Here is a 17,761-nt window from a genome sequence, read left to right on the forward strand (position 1 = left end):
CCCGGCAGCCGGGTGACGGCCACCCCGCCGGGCGCGGGGGAACGGGCCGCCGGCGCGGGCGGCCGCTCAGCCGGCCAGGCCCGGCAGCACCTCGGCCCCCGGCAGCCGGGCCAGCGCCCACCCGGGCAGGATCAGCTTGCCCCGGCGCCGGCCGCTGCCGACCAGGACGTACGGGGCCGCGGCCACCGCCTCGTCGATCAGCAGCGGCCAGCCGCCGGGCAGGCCGACGGGGGTGATGCCGCCGTACTCCATGCCGGTCAGCTCGACCGCGGTGTCCATCGGGGCGAAGGAGGCCTTGCGCGCGCCGAGGTGGGTGCGGACCGTACGGTTCACGTCCACCCGGGTGGTGGCGAGAGCGAGGCAGGCGGCGTGGGTGGTCTCACCGGCGCGCTTGGCGGCGACCACCACGCAGTTCGCGGAGAGCTCCGGCGGCGTGTCGTAGGCGGCGCAGAACACCGCGGTGTCCGCCTTCTCGGGGTCGGTGTCCACGAAGAGCACGGCGGCGGCCGCCTCCCGGACGTCCCAGTTCTTGAGGGCGTCGGCCACGGGGGCGGCGAGGTCCGCGTGAACGTCCAGTGCGGCGAAGGCAGTTGGGAAGTTCCCGAAGGGCGGGGTGACAGGTTCGCTCATGGCGGGGACTCTAGCGCGCGGCCGACGGGCGCCCGGTCAGCCCCAGTACCCGGTGTGCGGGGCGGCGGCCTCCTCGTACAGGTGCGGCCCCGACACCTCCACGGTGTTGCCGCCGGCCGCGAAGACCTGGCGGCACGGCAGGTCGAGCACCGGCTCGTCCGGGTCGACGCCGGCGATGAGGTTCAACTGCGGTGCGGAGAGCGCGTAGACGACGCGCCGGATGCCGCTCCAGTAGATCGCGCCGGCGCACATCGCGCACGGCTCGGTGCTGCTGTACAGGACCACCTCGGCGAGCCGTGCCGGGGGCAGGGTGCGGCACGCCTGCCGCACCAGGTTGGTCTCCGCGTGGGCGGTGACGTCGTGGTCGCTCAGGACGGTGTTCTCGGCGGTGAGCAGGACCTCGCCGGCGGAGTCGGTCAGCAGCGCGCCGAAGGGGTGGTTGCCGTGCGCCCGCGCGCTGTGCGCGAGCTCGATGGCGGCGAGCAGATGGGCACGGGTGGGGTCGGCCATGGCGGGCTCCTCGGGGTGGACCGGGTGGCGGGGGCGCGGGTGCGTCCACCCTATGACGCGGCTACGTCCCATCCTCGTCGCAGCCGTCTCCGGCAGCACCCTGCGGGGCCTGGGTCGCGTCCTCACGCCCGCGGGGCCCGTCCCGGTGGCCGGGGCTCCACGGGCGGGACACAATCGTCGGGCGGCGGGTGCCCCGCCACGCCGCCGGGTGGGGACGGGGGTACTCGACCAGGAGGCGACCGTGGCCGGTGTGACCAGCACCGATCTTCTCGTGGACGCGTTCGGCCGGATCCGTGAGACGGTCGCCGACGTGGTCGACGGGCTGACCCCCGAGCAACTGGCTTTCCGGGCAAGTGACTCGGCCAACTCCATCGCCTGGCTGGTCTGGCACCTCACCCGGGTGCAGGACGACCACCTCGCCGACGCGGCCGACCGCGAACAGGTCTGGACCGCCGACGGCTGGGCGGCGCGGTTCGCCCTGCCCTTCCCCGTATCGTCCACCGGCTACGGGCACCGACCCGCGCAGGTCGCCGAGGTCACCGCCACCGCCGACCTGCTCCGGGGCTACCACGAGGCCGTCCACACCAGGACCGTCGACTACGTGCGTGGCCTCGACGGGCGGTCCCTCGCCCGGATCGTCGACGCGTCGTGGCAGCCCCCGGTCACCCTGGGAGTGCGGCTGATCAGTGTGATCGCGGACGACCTCCAGCACGTCGGCCAGGCGGCCTTCGTCCGCGGCCTGCTGGCCGGGCGCTGACGGCCCGCGCCTCCGGGCGGGGCAGGGCGGGGTGGGGTCCGGCAGGGCAGGGCAGGGCAGGGCAGGGCGGGGCGGGGCGGGGTGGGGTCCGGCAGGGCAGGACGGGGCGGGGTGCGGCAGGCGAGGCAGGGCGCGCGGCGGCCCGGCCGACCCCCCGGGGACGCGCATCCGGCTGCGTTCCGGCGACCCCGAAAGACCCGCGGCTTTCGGCCGAAAATCGCAGCGGCGGTGGGCCGGTGGGCGACAGGATGGCCCGGATGAACGAGATCCTGCGCGCCGCCGAGCGCGTCCTGACCACCACCCTGTCCGACCCCGTCGACCTGGGCGGGAGCCCCCGCTCGACCGTGCTGCGCTGCCGGACGGCCGACGGCCGGAGCGTCATCGTCAAGGCCTACACCGGAGGGCCGGACGCCCTGCGCGGCTTCACCGCGGAGGCGGCCGGGCTCTCGCTCGGCCTGGCCGGCCCGGCGGTGCTCGGCGTGGACCCGGAGGTGCCGCTGCTGGTCCTGGCGGACCTCGGGGAGGCGCCGACCCTGGCCGACGTGCTGCTGGGCGACGACCCGAAGGCCGCCGAGGAGGGCCTGCTGGCCTGGGCGGTCGGGCTGGGCCGACTGGCGGCCCGGTCGGTGGGCCGGCGCGAGGAGCTCACCGGGCTGTGGGCGCGCTTCGACCGGGGGATGCCGACCTGGGACGACGAGCCGTGGATCGAGCGGGCCGCCGCCCGGTTCCCCGAGGTGGTGGAGGCGGCCGGGATCGCCGTGCCGGCCGGCCTCGGCGCGGACCTCGCCCGGATCGGCACGGCGGGCGGCGAGGAGTACCCCGCGTTCAGCCCGGGGGACACCTGCCCGGACAACAACCTGCTCACCCCGGACGGTCTACGGCTGCTCGACTTCGAGGTGGCCTGCTACCAGTCGGTGTTCCTGACCGCGGCGTACTGCCGGATGCCGTTCTCGACCTGCTGGTGCGTCTTCGCCCTGCCGCCCGGGCTCGCCCGGCGGGTCGAGGCGGCGTACCGGGCGGAGGTCGTCCCGATCTACCCGGCGCTGGCCGAGGACGCGGTGTGGGAGGCCGGAATGCGCCGGGCCGTCGCCGTGTGGACGGTGCACGCGACCCTGGGCCTGCTGTCGCGCACGGCCGAGGACCGCCCGATGCACCGCACCCGGCGGCCGGTGCCCACCACGCGCCAGGTGCTCCGGCACCGCTGGGAGGCCGCGGCGGGGCTGGAGGAGTTCCCGGCGTTCGCGGAGGCGGTGCGGAGCCTGCTGCGGGAGGTCGCCGGCGGCTGGCGGGTGGCACCGCTGCCGGGCTACCCGTGCTTCGCGGACTTCGTGGACTCGCCGGACTCCGCGGACAGTCCGGACTCCGCGGGCAGCCCGGACTCCGCGGACCTCGCGGAGTCCGCGCACGAGGACACCGCCGGCCGGGGCTGACGGCCCGGATCAGTCGTACGGGACGACGGCGACCGGGCAGTGCACGTGGTGGATCGCGGCGTGGGCCACCGGACCGAGGTGGTGGTGGCACAGCGGTGCGTGGTGGCTGCGGCGGCCCACGACCAGCAGCCGGGCGGTGGCCGCCGCGTCCACGAGTTCCACGGCGGGCTTGCCCCGGACCAGCTCGGCGGTCACCTCCACCTCGGGGTGGCGGGCCCGCCAGGACTCCAGGGCCTCGGCGAGATCGGCCCGCTCCGACCCGGCGACCTCGCCCTCCAGGCCGCCGATGGCGCCGTAGGACATGTGCTCGCTGCCGGGCGGCGGGGCCCAGACGTGGACGACGCGCAGCGGCGCCGAGCGGAGCGCGGCGGCCTCGAAGGCGAAGGCGAGTACCGGCTCGGCCTGGTGCGCCAGGTCGAGGCCGACCGTCACCGCGCCGCTCGGCTCCTGCCCGCCGACGTCCCCGCCCGCGTTGTCGCCCCCGGCTTCGCCCGCGCGGACGAGCACCACCGGGCGGGCGGCCCGGCGCAGCACCTCCTGGCTGACCGAGCCCACCAGGTAGCCGCGCAGGGTGCCGAGCCCGCGGGAGCCGAGCACCAGCACGGCGGCGCTCTGTGCGGCGGCCTCCAGGGCCTCGACCGGCTCGGTGGTCACCGACGAGGAGTTGACCGTCACCTCGGGGACCAGGGCGCGCAGGGCGTCCGCCCGGTCGGTGAGCAGGCTCCGGGCGCGCTGGTAGCTCTGGTCGCTGCCGACCACGTCCCGCTTCGGCCAGGGCCAGGCCTGGAGGAGTTCGAGTGGCAGGCCGCGGCGGCGCGCCTCGTGGGCGGCCCACACGGTCGCGGCCAGGCTCTCGGGCGAGCCGTCGTAGCCGACGACCACGGATCCGGTCATGGCGTCCTCCTCGGTTCGCGCGCTTCGCTCGGGCCGTACGGCCCCGCTCCGCCCGTACGGTCTGCGCGGCATCGCGCCGGTCCGGGACGGCGCCCGGCCGCCCGGGGTGCGGCCCCAGTATCGGCAGCGGGCGCGACCGGCGCCTCCCGGGAGGGCGGCGCCCGGCGCTCACGGGCCGCTGACCACGGGAAACGCACTTCGGGTGACTGGATATCCTGATCACATGAGCGACAACCTTCCCCCCTGTCCGCAGTGCGGCGGCGAGTACACCTACGCGATGGACGCCCTCATGGTCTGCCCGGAGTGCGGCCACGAGTGGACGCCCGCCGATGCCACCGGTGAGGCCGGATCCGCCGGAGCCGGCGAGCGGGTGATCAAGGACGCGGTCGGCAACGTGCTGAGCGACGGCGACACCGTGACGGTGATCAAGGCCCTGAAGGTCAAGGGCAGCGCCTCGGGCATCAAGGCCGGCACCAAGGTCCGCAACATCCGTCTGGTGGACGGCGTCGACGGCCACGACATCGACTGCCGCGTCGAGGGCTTCGGCGCCATGCAGCTCAAGTCCAGCGTGGTCAAGAAGGCCTGACCCCACGAGCCGCGCGCCCCTGCTGCGGCCCGTCCGCTCGGACCGGCCGCAGCAGGAGGCGGTGGGTGTGAGGCGGCGGAGGCCGGTGCGAGGCGATCCTCGCACCGGCCTCCGCCGTCGTGGTCCCGGGGGCGCCGGGCTCCGTCGCGCCGGCGGGGCTACACGCCGACCGCGGGCGAGGTCTTCTTCCGGGCCCGGTACGCGGCCGCCTTGATCCGGTTGCCGCAGGACTCCATGCCGCACCACTGCCGTCGCATGCCCCGGGAGCGGTCGAGGTAGATCCGGGTGCACTCCGGGTTGCCGCACTCCTTCATCAGCGGGACGTCCGGGCCGCTGAGGAGTTCGACGGCGTGCCGCGCGACGGTGGCCAGGGCCTGCTCGGGGGTGGCCTCGTTGTGCCGCCCGGTGAGGGTGAGTTGGGGCGTGACCGGGGCCTTGCGCGCGGCGCCGTTGAGCACGGCGAGCGCCTCGCGGTCGAAGTCCTCGCCGGCCAGGCGGTTGGTGACGAGCCGGTAGACGGCCTCGCGCACGGTCTTCGCGTCCCGGACGTCCTGCTCGCCGCCGGGCGTGATGGTGTCCACGAGTCCGCAGTCCAGGTACCAGGCGTTCAGCCGCTCGGGCGTCACGAACATCTCGAACCGGGTCGAACGCCGGGCCCGGAGGGTGGCCGCGAAGTCGAGGGCCGGGTGCCCGCACACGAAGACATGGTCAAGATTCACATCACCATCCTGGCAGGTGACTGTGACGCACGCAAGAACGGCCCCCGGGGGCGGGCAGCCGAGCGCGGGCCCCGGGCAGGGGCCCGCGCGCACGGGCCGGCGGGTCACACCGCGGGCACCCCGGTCTCCCGCAGCACCCCGTCGGCGAGTCGCAGCCGGCGGTCGACCCCGATCCCGGCCAGGAACCGCTCGTCGTGGCTGACCACCAGGAAAGCGCCCCGGTACGCGTGGAGCGCACTCTCCAACTGGCCCACGCTGACCAGGTCGAGGTTGTTGGTCGGCTCGTCGAGCAGCAGCAGGTGCGGCGCCGGTTCGGCGCACAGTACACAGGCCAGGGTGGCGCGCAGCCGCTCGCCGCCGGAGAGCACCCGCACCGGCAGGTGTGCCCGGGCGCCGCGGAACAGGAAGCGGGCGAGCAGGTTCATCCGCTCCGCCTCGGGCCGCTCGGGCGCGAAGGCGGCGAAGTTCTCCGCCACGGTGAGCTCCGGGTCCAGCAGGTCCAGGCGCTGGGAGAGGTAGGCGATCCGGCCGTCGTTGCGGGTGATCCGCCCGTCGTCCGGGGTGAGGTCGCCGGTGACCAGGCGCAGGAGGGTGGACTTCCCCGCGCCGTTGGGCCCGGTGAGTGCGATGCGCTCGGGGCCGCGGATGCTCAGGTCGACGCCGCTCCCGGCGAACACCGGCCGGTCGGCGTGCCGGACCTGGAGGCCCTGGCCGAGGAAGAGGTTGCGGCCGGCGGGCACCTGGGTGTCGGGCAGGTCCAGGGTGAGGCGCTGTTCCTCGCGCAGGGCGCGTCCGGCCTCGTCCAGCCGGGCCTTGGCCTCGCCGACCCGGGCCGCGTGCAGGGTGCCGGAGCGGCCCGCCGCCTCCTGGGCTCCGCGCTTCATGGTCCCGGCGAAGATCCGGGGCAGGCCGGCGTTCTTGAGGTTGCGCGCGGCGTTGCTCGCCCGGCGGTCGGCGCGTTCGCGGGCCTGCTGCAACTCCCGCTTCTCGCGCTTGAGTTCCTGCTCGGCGTTGCGGACGTTCTTCTCCGCGACCTCCTGCTCGGCCCGAACGGCCTCCTGGTACGCGGTGAAGTCGCCGCCGTGGAAGCGCAGTTCGCCGCCCGCCAGCTCGGCGATGCCCTGCATGCGGTCGAGCAGCGCGCGGTCGTGACTGACCAGCAGCAGGCAGCCGGTGAAGTCGCCCAGCACGTCGTAGAGCTTGCGCCGGGCCTCGGTGTCGAGGTTGTTGGTCGGCTCGTCGAGCAGCAACACGTCGGGGCGCTTGAGGAGTTGGGCGGCGAGGCCGAGGGAGACGATCTGTCCGCCGCTGAGGGTGCTCAGGCTGCGGTCCAGGGTGAGGTGGCCCAGACCGAGCCGGTCGAGCTGGGCGCGGGTGCGCTCCTCGATGTCCCAGTCGTCGCCGATGGTGGTGAAGTGCCGCTCGTCGACGTCGCCGGACTCCACGGCGTCGATGGCCCGGATGATCCCGGCGATGTCGAGCACCTCGGCGACGGTGAGGTCCCCGGTGAGGGGGAGGCTCTGGCGGAGGTGGCCGAGCGTGCCACTGACCGTCACCGAGCCTGCGGTGGGCGTGAGTTCACCGGCGATCAGCTTGAGCAGGGTGCTCTTGCCGGAGCCGTTGGGTGCGACCAGGCCGGTACGGCCGGCGGGCACGGTGAAGGACAGGTCCTGGAAGACCGGGGTGTCGTCCGGCCAGGCGAAGGACAGGTTCGAGCAGACGATGGCGGCGTCGGACATGGGGGTGGCCTCGAAGGGGACTGAGGGCAGGACCGAGAGCTCTGCCCTGGGCAGACACGGGAGCAAGGGGTACGACGAAACGGACCACCTCGGCTACGGCACCCTGGGGCGCCGGCCGGTGGCCGTCATATCCGGATCTCACCCGGAGATGTCGTCGTCACCCGCCATGTCGGTCACTCCTCGATCGGATCGATCACATCGATCACCCGGACTTCGGGTCACCCGCAGCGTAGCAGGTGTCGCAGGTCGGCCACCGTGGTTTTTCCACCGCCCGCTCCCCGTCGGCTCGTTGACAGCCCTCGGGAGCCGTGTCAGCATCGTCACCAGTTGAACAGGTGACGCAATCTTGAGCGGCCCTCCGGCCGATGTGCCGCGCACCCACTGCTTCTTCCCCTTCCCCCTTCCCCCTTCCCCCTTCACCCCCTTCACCCCCTTCACCCCCCTTGACCTCCTTGGACGGGACACCCATGAAGAGATTCCTGATCGTGCTCGCGACCGGCGCCGCGCTGGCGGCGGCCGACCTGCCGATGGCGGCGGCCGGGGCCGGCGGTGCACCGGTGCCCGCGACGTTCTCGTGCGCGCCGGTGTCCGTGGCGGCCCCCGCCGGCACCAGGGTGGAGTCGGTGACGGCGCTCCGCCGGGAGGGCGGCACCGTCGACGGGACCGGGGTGGTCGGCGGCCAGGTGACCGGTGTCCCCGCCTACTGCGAGGTGACCGTCACCTTGACCCACCCGGGCGACGACGACCACGCCGAGGTGCGGACCTGGCTGCCCCTCATCGGCTGGAACGGCCGCTTCCAGGCGCTCGGCGGCAGCGCGTACGCGGCCGGGGACAACAACGTCGGGCTGGGCACGGCCGTCAAGAACGGGTACGCCGGCACCACCACCGACGCCGGGCTCGGCGACGCCGTCGACGTCAGCTGGGCTCTCAGCGCCAAGGGGCAGGTCAACACCGCGCTGCTGGAGAACCTCGCCTCGCGGTCCCAGCACGAGGCCTCGATCGTCGGCAAACAGGTGGTCGCCGCGGCGTACGGCCGGCACCCCTCCTACTCCTACTTCAACGGCTGCTCCACCGGCGGCCGCCAGGGTTACATGGAGGCCCAGCGCTACCCCGACGACTTCGACGGCATCCTCGCCAACGCGCCCGCCGTCCACTGGGACGCGTTCGAGGTCGCGACCCTGTGGCCGCAGGTCGTCATGAACAACGAGAAGACCTACCCGTCGGCCTGTGAGTTCAAGGCCTTCACCGACGCGGCCGTCAAGGCCTGCGACCCGCTCGACGGCGCGCAGGACGGCCTGGTCAACGACGTGGCGCGGTGCGACTTCGACCCGCGCCGGCTGATCGGGACCACAGTCGTCTGCGACGGCCGGGAGTTGACCGTCACGGCCGCCGACGCCGCCGTGGTCCGCAAGATCTGGGACGGCCCGCGCACCGGCTCGGGCCGCAAGCTCTGGCCCGGGGTCCCGGTCGGGGCCGACCTCTCGGGGCTGGCCGGCACCACCCGGCCCGACGCCAACGGCGTCGTCAAGGGCGCGCCGTTCCCCGTGCCCGCGCTCTGGGTGTCGACCTGGCTGAAGAAGCAGCCGTCCTTCGACGTCTCGACGATCACCTATGACCAGTTCACCCGGCTGTTCGAGCAGTCCCGGGCCGAGTACGACCGGATCATCGGCACGGACGACCCGGACCTGTCCGCCTTCCGGGACTCCGGCGGCAAGCTGCTGAGCTGGCACGGCCAGGCCGACCAGTTCATCCCCACCCAGGGCACCGTCGACTACCGCCGGCAGGTCGAGCGGACGATGGGCGGCACCAAGCGGGTCGACGACTTCTACCGTCTCTTCCTCGTCCCGGGCGCGGCGCACTGCGGCCTCAACAGGGGCCAGGGCACGACCGACGACCTCGCGGCGCTGACCGCCTGGGTCGAGCGGGGCAAGGCTCCCACGACGCTGCCCGCCACCCTGGTCGACGCCACCGGACGGAGCGTCAAGCGCGACCTCTGCAGCTACCCCGAGGTGTCCCGCTACTCGGGCCACGGCGGTCCGGCCGCCGCTGCCGGCTTCCGCTGCGTGCCACCCTCCCGGCACTGAGCCCTTCGGGTGCCCCGTCCCGGCCCGCGCCTGCCGGCGTGGGTCGGGAAGCCGCGCGTTCCCCCGACGCCTCGTCGCTCCCGGGGCCGCACGGACACCGGGGACGGGCCCTGGGAGCGCGTCGAACGGCCGGGCGCGGTCACTCGGAGAGCGGGTCCGGGTGGTCGGCCAGGTTGCGCAGGAATCCGTCCCAGTCCAGGCCGTCCAGCTCCGTCTCGGCCGGGGCGATCCGGTAGCCGGCGTCCAGCCAGGCCGCCAGGGGGCCGGTCGGCAGCTCGAACAGGGCCTCCAGTTCCGGGGTTTCGAGCAGCAGCCAGGAGGTCGGCCGCTCGTCGGGCTGGGCCGGCCACATCCGGACGTCGCCGCAGCCGCTCATCGTCGTCAGGCCGCGGTGCAGGAGCTCGCGGCCGAACCGCCAGACGAGGCCCGGGCCCCGCTCGGCGAGGAACTCGACGGTGATCACCGCGGGCATCGCCGGATCGAAGCGGAACTCCGCCCGCGCGGGGAGCCGGGTGAACTCGTCGAGCATCCGGTCGACGGCCAGGACCAGCGGAGGCAGGTGCTCGGGCGTCGAACGCGCCCGCAGGGGCGATTGGTCGCGGTGCATGGCAGGAGGTCCCCTCCGGGGTGCGAACGGTGTGGCTGCCACTCTTCGCCGGACGCGCCCCGCCCGCATCGGTCACATGACGGTCAAAGCGCGCTGTCCGGCGGTGAGTTCGGCCGGTCGTGGCGGCGCGACGGGCCGGGTGCGAACCGGTGGGGCACACCGTCATTTGACTGATCCGCCGGTCCGTTCGCCTGCTGCACAGTAGGGGCCCGGATGCCGCCTCCCCGGTCGGGGAGCGGATCCGATGCAGAGCCCGAGCAGACCGAGAGGAAGAGCGCCCGCATGCACAGGACGGACGTCCGTTTCCCCAGCGCCGGCATCGAGATCGCCGCGCACCTGTACACCCCGGCCGCTCCGGCGTCCGGCCCGAGGCCGGCGCTGGTGGTCGGCCACCCCGGTACGGGGGTGAAGGAGCAGACCTCCGGTACGTACGCGCGGCGGATGGCCGAAAGGGGGTTCGTCACCCTGGCCTACGACGCCGCGTACCAGGGTGCGTCGGGCGGCCTGCCGCGCGGCTTGGAGGATCCGGCGCAGCGGGTGGAGGACTTCAAGGCCGCGGTGTCGTACCTGGTCACCCGGGAGGAAGTGGCCGAGGAGCGGATCGGGCTGCTCGGCATCTGCGCCTCCGGCGGATACGCGCTGGCCGCCACCGGAGGCGACAGCCGGGTCCGGGCGGTGGCGACCGTCTGCACCGCCGACCCGTCCCGGCAGTTCCGGCTGGGCGCCGACGGTACCCAGGACCCGGCGGTCTTCCGGGCGCTGCTGGACGCGGCAGCCCGGGCCCGTACCGCAGCCGCCCGGGGCCAGGACCCGGGCGCGATGAGGGTGTTCCCCGAGACGGCGGAGGAAGCGGCGGCGCTCGGCGGCGAACACGCGGCGGAGGGCTTCGCGTACTACTGCACCTCGCGCGGCGCCCACGAGCGTTCCGCGAAGGTCCTGGCCTGGGCGAGCATCGACCGGCTGGCCTGCTACGACGCGTTCTTCGCCGTACCGCTGATCGCCCCCCGTCCGATGCTGCAGGTCGTCGGGGAGCGCGCCGTCACCTCCTGGATGGCCGTGGAGGCGCACCAACGGGCCACCGGGCCGAAGGAGTTGTCCTGGATCAAGGGCGCCGGACACGTCGACCTGTACGACCGGGAGGAGTACCTCGGCGAGGCCGTGGACCGGCTCGCCGCGTTCTTCACCGACCACCTGGGTGCCGAGGCCTGACCGGCCGGCCGGACCGGTACGCCGAAGGGGCCGTCGGCTCGCGCCGTCGGCCCCTTGCGGGCGCGGGGGAGGTTCACACGGCGCGCAGGGGCCCGGCGAAGGACCTGCGCAGGGACGGCGGCGCGGCGACGGGCAGGAGCGAGGCGAGCATCCTGCCCTTGAGGGTGGCCGGTCGGCGCGTCAGCTCGACGTCGACCCGGGTGCCCTCGCCCTCGGGGGTCAGCCGGAAGACCCAGCCGCCGCCGGGGCCGAAGAGCTTGGAGTCGAGGGTGGTGATGGTGACGGTGTCCCCGCCGGGCTGCCACGCGTACCGGGCGCGCTCCCAGGCGGCGGCCGTGCCCTCGGTGACCTCGGCCCAGGTGCCGCCGAGGCCGTGGACCCGGAAGTGCTCGGCGTCGATCGTGGGCCAGGCCTCGGCGCGGGCGGGGCTGAAGTCGGTCAGCACCGCGAGGACGTCCTGGGGGGTGAGGGTGGAGACGAGGTGGAACCGTACGACGGGCATGACGGGCTTCCTGACGGAGGAGTGAGTGGTCCGGCCGGTGAGGTCAGCGGGCGGTGGCGCGGGCGGCCTGCTCGATGACGTCCGCGACGAGCCGGGGGTGGGAGACGGCGACGGAGTGCGAGGCCGCCACCTCGGTGGTGTGGGCGTGGGCCCGCTCGGACATGAAGCGCTGGACCGCGGCCGGGATGTTGAGGTCCTGGGTGGTGACGACGGACCAGCTGGGCGTGGTCTGCCAGGCGGCGCCGGTGGCCGGTTCCGTCAGGGCGGCCTGGGCGATCGGGCGCTGTTTGGCGGCCATCAGCGCGGCCTGCCCGGCCGGGACGTCGGCGGCGAACTGCCGACGGAACAGGTCCTGCTTGATGTACAGGTCGGTGGCGGTGCTGCCGTCGCCCTGCCGGTAGGTGACGGGGTCCAGGGCGTCGGGGAGGGTCGAGCCCGGGTACTTGCCGGTGAGTTCCAGCGCGGTCTCACCCGGGGCGGGCAGGAAGGCGGCCACGTAGACGAGCGCCTTCACCTCGGGGTCGTCCGTGGCGGCCTCGCTGATCACGGTGCCGCCGTAGGAGTGCCCGGCGAGGATCTTGGGGCCCTTGATGTGGTCGAGGAGGGTGCGCAGGGCGGCGGCGTCGGAGGCCGGGCCGCGCAGCGGGTTGGCGGCGGCGACCACGGGGTAGCCGTCGGCGCGGAGTCGCTCGATGACGCCGTTCCAGCTGGAGCCGTCGGCGAAGGCCCCGTGCTCCAGGACGATGGTCGGCTTGGCGCGACCGCCGGAGGCCTCGGCCTCGGCGGTCGCGCCGGGCGCCCCGCTCGCGGTGCCGGTGAGGGTGAGGGCGCAGAGCGCGAGACCCGCCACGAGGGCCGGGGCGGCACCCGTCATCCGTCGCTTGCGTCCACCCTTGATGCTCACCACGACAAACCCCTTTTCGGATGGTCCGGATATGAGCGGATCCGGCGATCGGCATGCCGTCACTGCTCTGACTGGTGATGAGTCTGTCCGGGCATCGCGTCACCTGTCAAGGTGGTGACGAGGTGGGGTGAAGGGGTGTCAGTCGCGCCGGAGCAGGGCGTCCACCCGCGCGGCCGCGGACAGCAGCTCCCGGTCGGCGCCCCGGCGCCCGATCAGCTGGAGCCCGACGGGCGGGGAGGCGGTGGCCGGAAGCGGCAGCGTCACCGAGGGCTGGCCGGCGGTGGCGGCGGGCGAGGTGTTGCGGATCAGGGTGAAGAAGGTGGGCGCGTCCCGGCCGTTGAGGGGGAGGGAGTCCTCGAACCGGCGCAGCGGCCGGGCGCACACCGGGACGGTGGGGCTGAGGAGCGCGTCCAGGCCGTGCGCCGCGAACAGTTCGTCGTAGGCGGCCTGCAGCACCCGGCGCTGCGCGAGCGCCCCCGCCAGTGCGGCGGGCCCCGGGTATCCCGGGCCGGTGGGCAGCGCGGTGGCCTTGAGGAGGTCGCCGATGACGGGGTCGCCGACCGCGTCCAGGACCTCGGCCGGGGTGGGCCCGGCCCGGTGCTCGGTGAGGTAGCGGCCGAGCGCGGCGGCGAACTCGCCGAACACCAGCGGGAATCCGATCCGGGCGTCGTGCTCGGCCAGCTGTGCGGTGTCCACCGGCACCCAGGTGTGCCCGGCCGCGGTCAGGCGGTCGACGGCCGCGTCCCAGGCGGCCCGGACCGGACTCTCCAGGTCCTCGGTGAACACGTGCCGCGGCAGGCCCAGCCGGAGCGGGCGGGAGGGGTCCTGCGCGCCTCCGGTCTCCCCGGTGACGAGGGTGTCCAGCGTCAGCAGGAGGTCCAGGGTGCGGGTCATCGGCCCGGCGGTGTCCCGGGTGGGGCACAGCGGGGTGAGGCCCGCCGAAGGGTAGCGCCCGGCGGTGGGGCGCAGCCCGTAGATCCCGTTCAGGGCGGCCGGGATGGTGATGGAGCCGCCGGTGTCGGTGCCGAGCCCGGCCTCCGCGACGCCCGCCGCCACCGCCGCGGCCGTACCGCCGCTGCTGCCGCCCGCGAACAGTGCCGGGTCGGTGCCGTTGCCGACCGGGCCGAAGGTGTGGTTGCAGGAGGTGGCGCCCAGGGCCAGCTCGTGCAGGTTGGTCTTGCCGAGGACGATCGCCCCCGCCGAGCGCAGGGCCCGGACGACGGGCGCGTCGGCGGCCGGGACGAAGTCCGCGAGCGCGGGGGTGCCGGCGGTGTTGGGCAGGCCGGCGACGTGGATGTTGTCCTTGACGACGAGGCCCCAGGCCCGGTGCGCGCCTGCCGCGTTCCCGGTGTGCCCGGCGTCCCGGCGGGCGGCTTCGGCGCGTGCCCCCTCGGCGTCGAGCGTGATGAACGCGTTGAGGTGCGCGGTCGCGGCGGCCCGGTCGAGCGCCGCCTCCACCGTCTCCCGTGCGAGTCCCTGGCCGGCTGTGTCCGGTGTGACCATCCGGTCGTCTCCTTCGTGCTGGTCTTCGTGTCCGCGTACGGGGCCGCCGTGGCCCCGCCCGGGCAACCCTGCCGCAGGGGACCGTGGCGGAACAGCGAATTCCGTGGCGCCGCCGGGTGGGGGCGCCACTGCCATTGCGTCGATCGTCACTGTCTTGACAGGTGACGATAGGGGGAGCAGGCTGAGGGGCATGAGCGAGGACCTCAGCCGCGACCCCGACGCGGAAGCGCGGCGCGCACGCTACGGCACGCTTCCCGAGCGCATCCGCTTCGAGTCCATGACCGAAGAGGTGGACGTCGGCCCGGGCGGCAGGGCGAACGATTCCTACGACCCGGAAGGCGCCTGGACGTTCTACAACTGCCTGGCCGTCGACCTCGGCCTGTAGGGCGGGGTCCGAGACGGTTCCCACGGCGCGGGCTCGCGTGATCCGCGGTGCCTACGGCGCGCCGCACCGGCCACGACGGGCCCACAGCCCGAGAGCGGAGACCCCGTCGTCGGGGCGGCCGGGTCAGACCACCAGGTGCGCCCGCCGTGCCGTCGACGGCGCGGGGAGCCCCTGCGCCACGGCCGCCGCCATCCGCCGGACCGCCTCGCGCAGGACGGCGGGCGGCATCGTGTACGGGATCCGCAGGCGGTTCTCGAAGACGCCCGGGTCGGTGGCGAAGAAGGCGCCGCTCTCGATCCGGACGCCGTGGTCCAGCAGGCGTTCGGCGAGGGCGGTGGCGACCGGTTCCCCGAGGTCGACCCAGAGGGACAGCCCGCCGGGCGGCAGCTGCCAGCTCCACCGGGGGAGGTGCTCCGTCAGGGCTCCGGCCAGGGCGGCGCGTTGGGCGCGCAGTGCGTCCAGCCGCCCGCGCAGCAGGTCCTGGTCGGCGTCGAGCAGGGTGCGGGCGACCAGCTGGTCCAGGACGGAGCCGCCCAGGTCGTTGGCGATCCGCTGGCCGGCGAGCTCGGTCACCAGTGCGGCCGGCGCGCGCAGCCAGCCGATCCGCAGGCCGCCCCAGTGGGTCTTGCTCATCGAGCCGACGGTGATCACCCCGCCAGCTCCGCCGGACCGGGCCCGGGCCGCGAAGGGGGCGGGCGGCGGGCAGTCGAGGGCCAGCTCGGCCATGGCCTCGTCGATCACCAGCCAGCTGCCCCGGGCCCGCGCCGCCCGGACGACGCGGGCGCGGGCCTCCTCGGGCATCAGCAGGCCGGTGGGGTTGTGGAAGTCCGGGGTGAGCAGGGCCAGCCGGGGAGCCGCCCGGCGGAAGACGGCCTCGATGGCCTCGACGTCCCAACCGTGCTCCGCCACCGGCGTGGGGACGAGCCGCAGCCGGGCGCGGCGCAGGGCCTCCAGGGCGTTGGGGTAGGACGGGCTCTCCACCAGCACGCGGTCGCCCGGCGCGGTCAGCAGCCCGATCACCAGGGTGAGCGCGTGCTGCGCCCCGGAGGTGATCAGCACCTGCTCGGGCACGGTCGGCAGCCCGCGCCGGGTGAACCGCTCGGCCACCGCCGCCCGCAGACCCGGCAGCCCGTACGGGTGGTAGCCGGGGCCGCGGGTGTACACGGCCAGCTGCGGGGCCACCTCGGCCAGGGCCGCGTCCAGGACGTGCTGGGGCAGGCCGGAGGCGGCCCGGGCCAGGTCGACGGCGGCGTCCGGGGCGGGGAGCACCCGGCCGACCTTGTGCGGCACGACCTCCTTCGGCAGCGCCGTCCAGGTGCCGGAGCCCTGCCGGCTGCGGGCGTACCCGTGGTCGCGCAGCAGCGCGTACGACTTGGTGACGGTCGGCCGGCTGAGCCCGAGCGCGGTGGCGAGCGCCCGCTCGGCGGGCAGCCGGGTGTGCAGCGCGACCCGGCCGTCCAGGATCAGCGCGCTGATCGCCTCGAACAGATGGCGGTAGACCGGCCGGGCCTCCGGCAGGCCGGACAGCAGCGCGGCCAGCTGTCGTGCGCCGAGCGCGTGCGTCATCGTCCCGGGCCCCCTGGGATCGGCTCGGTGGAACATACCACTTTCCGCGGATTGGCCATCCGATCGCGGGCGGCGGCCGCGGAGACTCCCCGTCAGGTGCCCAGCACCCCGCACCAGGACCGGAGGAACACCCGCATGCCCGTCAGCACCGCACCACCGCGCCGCCCGTCGACCGGGGGCCTCGGCTACCTGTCGCTCGCCGAACGCCCGCTGCACCGCCTCGCCCGGCTGTTCGGCGGACTGGCCCTGTACGGGTTCAGCCTCTCGCTGCTGGTCCGCGCCGCCCTCGGGGTCAACCCGTGGAGCGTGCTGTACCAGGGCGTGCAACGCCACTCCTCGCTGAGCTTCGGCACGATCAGCGCCGTCGTGGGCGTGCTCGTCCTGCTGGCCTGGGTGCCGCTGCGGCAGCGGCCGACGCTCGGCACCGGCGCGAACGTGGTGGTGCTCGCGCTCTCCTCCGACTTCGGGCTCGCGGTCCTCCCCGAGGACCTCGGACTGCCGGCCCGCGGCTGCCTGCTCCTGCTGGGCGTGCTGCTCAACGGGTTCTCCGTCGCCGTCTACGTCGGCGCCCGGTTCGGGCCGGGCCCCCGGGACGGCCTGATGACCGGACTGGCCGCGCTGACGGGCCGTTCGCTGCGCACCGTCCGCACCGGCCTGGAGGTGACCGTCCTCGCGGCCGGCTGGCTGCTCGGCGGGACGGTGGGCGTCGGCACCGTCGCCTACGCCCTCCTGGTCGGTCCGGTCACGCAGTTCTTCCTGCCGCGCTGGACCTACCGCGAGCGGGGCCCGGCCGGGAACCCCGGCCACCGCCGGTGGGCCCCCTTCGGCGGCGGGCGGCGTCCCGACCAGGTCCCGAGGAGCGAGAGTCCGGTCACGTTCCGTCATGAGCGGGAGGTGTGGGCTCGGGGCGGGCAGGTCCGGGGCTGTGAGGGAACGGGTTCGTTCACTAACATCGACAGTAGCCCGTGATAGGAAACCCCTTCGCCCTCGCGTGCGGTCGGAGCCCGTTGCGGAGTCCGGTGAGTCGGAGTCCGGGTGGGGCGGAGAACCGCGACGCCGGCGAACGCGTGTAGCGATGGGATCGGGGAAGGGCGACTGAAGAAGGTGCGCAGCCATGACCGCTGATACGGACGCCGTCCACGGACCGGTGACGGGGGCCCCGCTGCGGCGGCGCGGCGAGGCGCTGGAGAGCGCCATCTACGAGGCGGTCCTGCAGCAACTCACCACCGACGGCTACGCCCGGCTGACCATGGAGGGCGTGGCCGCCGCGGCGCAGACCGGCAAGGCCGCGCTCTACCGGCGCTGGTCCTCCAAGGAGGAGCTGGTCATGGACGCGCTGCGGGCCAGCCTGCCGCCCGGCGCGTCCGCCCCCGACACCGGCAGCCTGCGCGGGGACCTCCTGGAGGTGGTGGCCAGGCTGCGCACCGCGATGTTCAGCGAGCTGGGCGCCGCCGTGCGGGCGATCATGAGCGAGCTGGACCACCAGCGGGCGCACGCCTTCGTGGAGATCGTGTTCGAGCGGGTCGTCGAGCCCACGACCGCGCTGATCGCCGAGGTGCTGGACCGCGGCACCGAGCGCGGCGAGGTCCGCCCGGGCGCCGTCACCCCGCTGGTCACCGACGTGGTGCCCGCGCTGATGCTGTACCGGATCAAGATGTGCGGCGGGGACGCGGTGCAGCTCGATCCGGCGGAGATCGTGGACGAGGTGCTGCTGCCGATCGTCCGCCCGTGACGGG

18 protein-coding genes are annotated in these 17,761 nt (G+C 74.6%); 8 read left to right on the forward strand and 10 right to left on the reverse strand.

Annotation, left to right across the window (positions count from 1 at the left end; all coding sequences use genetic code 11):
* Positions 1-66 precede the first annotated feature (66 nt).
* On the reverse strand, positions 67-630 hold the full coding sequence (locus ACIRD3_RS04655) for a YbaK/EbsC family protein (protein WP_402211549.1): 564 nt from the start codon (positions 628-630) through the stop codon (positions 67-69).
* A 36-nt stretch (positions 631-666) separates the two neighbouring features.
* On the reverse strand, positions 667-1,140 hold the full coding sequence (locus tag ACIRD3_RS04660; RefSeq protein ID WP_402211551.1) for a nucleoside deaminase: 474 nt from the start codon (positions 1,138-1,140) through the stop codon (positions 667-669).
* Between the two features lie 250 nt (positions 1,141-1,390).
* On the opposite strand from ACIRD3_RS04660, the gene ACIRD3_RS04665 reads away from it, so the two are divergent.
* Positions 1,391-1,897 (forward strand): DUF664 domain-containing protein, encoded by a 507-nt coding sequence (locus tag ACIRD3_RS04665; RefSeq protein WP_402211553.1) that lies wholly within the window; start codon positions 1,391-1,393, stop codon positions 1,895-1,897.
* A 257-nt stretch (positions 1,898-2,154) separates the two neighbouring features.
* The gene (locus ACIRD3_RS04670) at positions 2,155-3,327 is read left to right on the forward strand and encodes a hypothetical protein (protein ID WP_402211554.1); all 1,173 of its coding nucleotides are present in this window, start codon (positions 2,155-2,157) and stop codon (positions 3,325-3,327) included.
* Positions 3,328-3,336: 9 nt separating this feature from the next.
* Here ACIRD3_RS04670 and ACIRD3_RS04675 read toward each other — a convergent pair whose 3' ends face one another.
* Positions 3,337-4,221 carry a universal stress protein gene (locus ACIRD3_RS04675; protein ID WP_402211556.1) on the reverse strand — a complete coding sequence of 295 codons (885 nt, stop codon included), beginning with the start codon at positions 4,219-4,221 and terminating at the stop codon, positions 3,337-3,339.
* 223 nt (positions 4,222-4,444) lie between these two features.
* Between ACIRD3_RS04675 and ACIRD3_RS04680 the strand changes: the two genes are divergently transcribed.
* Positions 4,445-4,807 carry a zinc ribbon domain-containing protein YjdM gene (locus tag ACIRD3_RS04680; protein ID WP_402211558.1) on the forward strand — a complete coding sequence of 121 codons (363 nt, stop codon included), beginning with the start codon at positions 4,445-4,447 and terminating at the stop codon, positions 4,805-4,807.
* Positions 4,808-4,965: 158 nt separating this feature from the next.
* Here ACIRD3_RS04680 and ACIRD3_RS04685 read toward each other — a convergent pair whose 3' ends face one another.
* Together ACIRD3_RS04685 and ACIRD3_RS04690 are read right to left on the reverse strand one after the other, a co-directional pair.
* On the reverse strand, positions 4,966-5,526 hold the full coding sequence (locus ACIRD3_RS04685; protein WP_402211560.1) for a CGNR zinc finger domain-containing protein: 561 nt from the start codon (positions 5,524-5,526) through the stop codon (positions 4,966-4,968).
* Between the two features lie 104 nt (positions 5,527-5,630).
* Positions 5,631-7,265 (reverse strand): ABC-F family ATP-binding cassette domain-containing protein, encoded by a 1,635-nt coding sequence (locus ACIRD3_RS04690; protein ID WP_402211561.1) that lies wholly within the window; start codon positions 7,263-7,265, stop codon positions 5,631-5,633.
* Positions 7,266-7,732: 467 nt separating this feature from the next.
* On the opposite strand from ACIRD3_RS04690, the gene ACIRD3_RS04695 reads away from it, so the two are divergent.
* Entirely contained in the window at positions 7,733-9,349 is a 1,617-nt protein-coding gene (locus tag ACIRD3_RS04695) for a tannase/feruloyl esterase family alpha/beta hydrolase (protein ID WP_402211563.1), read from the forward strand.
* Between the two features lie 139 nt (positions 9,350-9,488).
* Here ACIRD3_RS04695 and ACIRD3_RS04700 read toward each other — a convergent pair whose 3' ends face one another.
* On the reverse strand, positions 9,489-9,956 hold the full coding sequence (locus ACIRD3_RS04700) for an SsgA family sporulation/cell division regulator (RefSeq protein WP_402211565.1): 468 nt from the start codon (positions 9,954-9,956) through the stop codon (positions 9,489-9,491).
* Between the two features lie 282 nt (positions 9,957-10,238).
* On the opposite strand from ACIRD3_RS04700, the gene ACIRD3_RS04705 reads away from it, so the two are divergent.
* Positions 10,239-11,165 (forward strand): alpha/beta hydrolase, encoded by a 927-nt coding sequence (locus ACIRD3_RS04705; protein ID WP_402211567.1) that lies wholly within the window; start codon positions 10,239-10,241, stop codon positions 11,163-11,165.
* A 73-nt stretch (positions 11,166-11,238) separates the two neighbouring features.
* Here the strand turns inward: ACIRD3_RS04705 and ACIRD3_RS04710 are convergent, their stop codons facing one another.
* The 3 genes from ACIRD3_RS04710 to ACIRD3_RS04720 form a co-directional block, all read right to left on the reverse strand.
* Positions 11,239-11,667 carry a hypothetical protein gene (locus ACIRD3_RS04710; protein WP_402211569.1) on the reverse strand — a complete coding sequence of 143 codons (429 nt, stop codon included), beginning with the start codon at positions 11,665-11,667 and terminating at the stop codon, positions 11,239-11,241.
* A gap of 43 nt (positions 11,668-11,710) precedes the next feature.
* A complete protein-coding gene (locus ACIRD3_RS04715) occupies positions 11,711-12,541 on the reverse strand; it encodes an alpha/beta fold hydrolase (RefSeq protein ID WP_402211957.1) in 831 nt (276 codons plus the stop codon).
* A gap of 168 nt (positions 12,542-12,709) precedes the next feature.
* Positions 12,710-14,074, reverse strand: coding sequence for an amidase family protein (locus ACIRD3_RS04720; RefSeq protein WP_402211571.1), 1,365 nt, complete (start codon positions 14,072-14,074; stop codon positions 12,710-12,712).
* A gap of 190 nt (positions 14,075-14,264) precedes the next feature.
* Here ACIRD3_RS04720 and ACIRD3_RS04725 point away from each other — a divergent pair, with 190 nt between their 5' ends.
* Entirely contained in the window at positions 14,265-14,459 is a 195-nt protein-coding gene (locus ACIRD3_RS04725) for a hypothetical protein (protein ID WP_402211573.1), read from the forward strand.
* A gap of 123 nt (positions 14,460-14,582) precedes the next feature.
* Here ACIRD3_RS04725 and ACIRD3_RS04730 read toward each other — a convergent pair whose 3' ends face one another.
* Entirely contained in the window at positions 14,583-16,025 is a 1,443-nt protein-coding gene (locus ACIRD3_RS04730; protein ID WP_402211575.1) for a PLP-dependent aminotransferase family protein, read from the reverse strand.
* A 135-nt stretch (positions 16,026-16,160) separates the two neighbouring features.
* Between ACIRD3_RS04730 and ACIRD3_RS04735 the strand changes: the two genes are divergently transcribed.
* Together ACIRD3_RS04735 and ACIRD3_RS04740 are read left to right on the forward strand one after the other, a co-directional pair.
* Entirely contained in the window at positions 16,161-16,994 is an 834-nt protein-coding gene (locus tag ACIRD3_RS04735; RefSeq protein WP_402211577.1) for a YitT family protein, read from the forward strand.
* A 145-nt stretch (positions 16,995-17,139) separates the two neighbouring features.
* Positions 17,140-17,757, forward strand: a complete 618-nt coding sequence (locus ACIRD3_RS04740; RefSeq protein WP_402211579.1) for a TetR-like C-terminal domain-containing protein — start codon at positions 17,140-17,142, stop codon at positions 17,755-17,757.
* The last annotated feature ends 4 nt before the right edge of the window (positions 17,758-17,761 follow it).

It is taken from the genome of Kitasatospora sp. NPDC093550 (genome assembly GCF_044764985.1).
In the GTDB taxonomy this organism is placed as follows: domain Bacteria; phylum Actinomycetota; class Actinomycetes; order Streptomycetales; family Streptomycetaceae; genus Kitasatospora.